The organism is Allobosea sp. CER48 (assembly GCF_044752385.1).
Classification (GTDB): domain Bacteria; phylum Pseudomonadota; class Alphaproteobacteria; order Rhizobiales; family Beijerinckiaceae; genus Allobosea.
This window is the reverse complement of the sequence record NZ_JBIWYK010000285.1, coordinates 1-4169: the sequence shown is the minus strand read 5'-3', so window position 1 is coordinate 4169 and position 4169 is coordinate 1. Positions and strand designations below refer to the sequence as shown.

General features: G+C 69.2%; 4 protein-coding genes. All 4 read right to left on the bottom strand.

Going from position 1 to position 4169, the window contains the following annotated elements; all coding sequences use genetic code 11:
• On the bottom strand, positions 1 to 653 hold a 653-nt coding region (locus ACIPIA_RS11365; RefSeq protein WP_400509542.1), incomplete at its 3' end, for a segregation and condensation protein A.
• A gap of 48 nt (positions 654 to 701) precedes the next feature.
• Positions 702 to 1712 carry a beta-N-acetylhexosaminidase gene (gene nagZ / locus ACIPIA_RS11360; RefSeq protein ID WP_400509541.1) on the bottom strand — a complete coding sequence of 337 codons (1011 nt, stop codon included), beginning with the start codon at positions 1710 to 1712 and terminating at the stop codon, positions 702 to 704.
• A 116-nt stretch (positions 1713 to 1828) separates the two neighbouring features.
• A complete protein-coding gene (locus ACIPIA_RS11355) occupies positions 1829 to 2923 on the bottom strand; it encodes a TRAP transporter substrate-binding protein (RefSeq protein WP_400509539.1) in 1095 nt (364 codons plus the stop codon).
• A gap of 187 nt (positions 2924 to 3110) precedes the next feature.
• Positions 3111 to 4169: SPOR domain-containing protein (locus ACIPIA_RS11350; protein WP_400509537.1), on the bottom strand; the 1059-nt coding region annotated here is incomplete at its 5' end.

Genomic DNA, 4169 nt, shown 5'->3' with positions numbered 1-4169 from the left:
CCGTGGGAGGCCATGTATTCGGTCAGGTAGCTGTCCAGGTCTGTCCAATCGCCGGCCGCGCCGACAAGCCGCTGCAACGCCTCGCGCGCCTCGACCAGCGACCAGACGGCACGATGGCCGACCGAGATGTGCCCCTGCACCCGCTTCTGCCGCTGCTGCGCATAAGCTGCGAGCAGGTCGTAGAGCTCTGCCTCCCAGACCGGCCGGGCGCCGGCGACGATCTCCTCGGGCGCACCGCGCGCGAAGACGTCCTGTCCCAGCCGCTCGCGCGAGGCAAGCTTGCGGGCGGCCGAGCGGATCGCCTCGAGCCGACGCAGCCGCAGCGCCAGGGAGGTCGCGAGATCGGCCGCGCTCGGCTCTTCGCCTTTCGGCGGCTCGGGCAGCAGAAGCCGGGACTTCAAGTAGGCGAGCCAGGCCGCCATCACGAGGTAGTCGGCCGCGAGCTCGAGTCTCAGGGCCCGGGCTTCCTCCACGAATGCAAGATACTGCTCGGCCAGCGCCAGGATCGAGATGCGGTGCAGATCCACCTTCTGGCGGCGCGCCAGATCGAGCAGCAGGTCGAGCGGCCCTTCATAGCCGTCGACATCCACGACGAGCGAAGGCTCGCCCGCGCGCTGCTCGCGGTCTTCCTCGAATGGCAACTCGGCCGTCATCGGAGGCCCTGCCCCACCTGTCATCCCCAAGGGCGCAGATTCGACCGTTCAGGCGCTCAAGGCAAGCGCAGCGGCCAGTTCCGCCCGTGCGGCCGCAAGGTCGACCGGCTCCGGCTCATGCCGGATGCGGCCAAGCGCCATCGCCGCACGTCGCGCACGCGCCCCGGTCATCTCCGGCACGGCACCGGCGATGGCGACCATCTCGTCCATGATGCCGTGGCAGTGGAGGATCACGTCGACGCCGGCCCGGATGGCGGCTCGCGCCTTGGCCTCGAACGAGCCCGACAGCGCCTTCATCGAGATGTCGTCGGTCATGATCAACCCGTCGAAGCCGATCTCGCCACGCATGATCTCGCGCACGATCTTGCGGGAGATGGTCGCCGGGTGCTTCGCGTCGAGCGCTGTGAAGACGACATGGGCTGTCATGGCGAGCGGCATGTCGGCCAGATGCCGGAATGGCCGGAAATCATGCCCCCTCAGCTCGTCGAGCGAGGCATCGACCACCGGCAGGTCGTGATGGCTGTCCGCTCGCGCCCGGCCGTGGCCCGGCATGTGCTTGACGACCGGGAGCACGCCGCCGGCGATCAGCCCCTCGGCCGCCGCACGGCCCAGTCGCGCCACCTGGTCGGGATCATGCGCATAGGCGCGATCGCCGATCACGTCATGGCTGCCGGCGACGGGCACGTCGAGCACCGGCAGGCAGTCGACATCGATGCCGACGCTCTTCAGGTCGTGCGCCATGAGCCGCGCCGAAAGCCGGACGATCTCGCGCTGCCGCACAGGATCGTTGATGGCGAGGAAGGCGCGCGCGGACGGATACTTCGGCCAGTTCGGCGGCCCCATGCGCTGAACGCGCCCACCTTCCTGATCGATCAGGATCGGGGCGTGCCAGCCGACAGTCTCGCGCATCTCGGCGGTCAGCGCCGCCACCTGGTCGGGCGACTGGGTGTTGCGCTTGAAGACGATGAAGCCCCATGGCCGCGCGTCGCGGAAGAAGGCCCGCTCGTCAGGGGTGAGGCTCGTGCCGAGGCAGCCGGCAATGAAGGCGCGCGATGTCATGGCACCGGGTTACGGCATCGGCCCGAAAAGTGGAATGCGGTTCTCGGACAATGCCGTTGCGAGAACGCAGAATACGGCGCGGGCGCGGTCGGGAATGATCCGCGCCCGCAGCCTCGTCACTTCACCTGCTGGTAGTTCTGCGCGTTGAACGCGTCGAACGGCAGCTCGGCGATGCGGAACCAGAGCTGCTCCTTCTTCCAGTACGGCAGGAAGGAATCATAGAAGGTCTTGAAGTTCGGATTGCTGGCGGCCAGCTCGCCATACATCGCGTAGGCTTCCTTGAACGCCGCCGCCATCACCTCCTGCGGGAAGGGCCGCAGTTCGGCGCCGGTCCCGGCCAGGCGAATCAGTGCATCGGGGTTGCTGTTGTCGTACTTGGCCAGGCAGTAGGCGTTCGCCTCGGCGCAGGCCATCTCGACGATCGCCCGGTAATGGGCCGGCAACTCGTTCCACTTGTCCTGGTTGGCGAGGAAGCTGACATTCGCGTTCCCCTCCCAGAAGCCCGGATAATAATAGTACTTGGCGACCTTCACGAAGCCGAGCTTCTCGTCGTCATAGGGGCCGGAGAACTCGACGGCATCGAGCGTGCCGCGCTCCAGCGCCGGATAGATGTCGCCGCCGCCGATGGTCTGCGGCACGACGCCGAGTCGCGCCATGATGCGGCCGCCGAGGCCGGCGATGCGGAACTTCAGACCCTTCAGGTCCTCCAGCGACTTGATCTCCTTGCGGAACCAGCCGCCCATCTGCGCGCCGGTGTTGCCGGACGGGACCGTGTGGATGTTGTAGGTCTTCATGAACGCACGGCAGAGCTCGAGGCCACCGCCCTGATAGAGCCACGCGTTCTGCTGACGGGCATTGAAGCCGAAGGGCAGCGAGGTCTCGAAGGCGAAGGCCGGGTCCTTGCCGATATAGAAGCTCGACAGCGTGTGGCTGCACTCGACGGTGCCGTTCTGCACGGCGTCGAGCGCCTGCAGCGCCGGCACGATCTCGCCCGGCGCGAAAACCTGGATCTGGAAGTTGTTGTCCGTCGCCTCGGCAACCCGCTTCGCGACATGGGTCGAGATGCCATAGAGCGTATCGAGGCTCTTCGGATAGCTCGAGGTCAGGCGCCAGCTGATCTTGGGTTGCGACTGCGCGATGGCCGGGGCGGCAATGACCGCGCTTCCGGCGGCGCCGGCGCCCGCGACCTTGACGAATTTGCGGCGATCCATGGGTAACCTCCAGCTAGGCAACGGCCGCTGTGCTGTCCGAGGCGGCCTTCTGTTGTTGGGCAGGCTACTCGCACGGCCACCGCGACGAAACAAGCGCTCCCCTCACCCGGCCATGCGCCGGCCTCAAAGCGGAGCGGCGGCACCCTGCCGGATGCCGCCGCCCGTCGTCAGCTGATATCTTGCGCGGTCAGTTCTTCGAGATGAAGCACTGTCCGCCGGCGGCCTGGAGCGCCGAGCACATCGTCGACGCGTCCTCGCGAGAGTAAGGCCCGACGCGAAGGCGATAGACGGTCTTGCCGCCTGCCAGCTCCGTCTTGCGGACGATCGGCGCCTGGCCGCCGAGCTGCTGCGGATACTTGCGCTGCAGCGCGGCGAAGGTCGCGCGGGCCTCGGCCTCGCTGCCCGGCGCGCCGAGCTGCACCACGAAGTCGCCCGTGCCGGCGCGGACTGCGGCCGTCGCCGGAGCAGGCTGAGCCGCGGCTGGCGCCGGCGGCGCGCTGGCGAGGCGGGTCGGGGCGGCGGGCGTTGTCGCAGCCGGCGGCGTGACCGCGCGTTCCTGCACCTTGGGCGCGGCCGGGACCGAAGCCGTCGTAGCGGCCGGCCGCGGCGGCGTCGCCGCCGGGGCGTTGCCGATTGCACGCGTCGGCGCCGAGCCGGTGGCGATCGGCTGGTTCACGTCGACGGCAACCGGGTTGGGAACCGGCGTACCATCCGGGCGGATGGCGACGGTGCGGACCTTGCGCGGCTCTCCGAGCCCCGGCACCGGCGGCATCGGGGTCAGGCCAGGCTCGCCACCCGTGATGCTGCGCTCGGGAGCGGCCGGCGCCGCCGCCAGCGCGGAGGCGGTTCCGCCCCCGGGCATCACGACGCGCGGCGGCATGGAGCGGGCGGCCTGCTGCACGTCGACCGGCTGCTCCTCGTTGTTGACCACCTTGCTCTTGCCCTGCGGAACCTCCGCAGCGCGCTCGTAGATCTGCTTGTTCTGGTTGGGGATCTCGGCACCGCCCGGATTGGCGGGCTCGACCTTGACCGGCCCGCGATCGGCCGCGATCACCGGAGGCTGGCCGTCCTTGGTCGCCGAGCCGCCGCGCAGGGCGAATGTCGCACCGACGCCGAGGAGGCCGACGGCGATCACGGCAGCCGCGGCCCAGAGGCCCTTGCGCGACCGGCGCGGCTCCAGGTCGGGCAGATCGTCCTCGGCATAATCGTGCCCGTGGTCGCCTGGCTGGGCCTGTGCATAGGCATA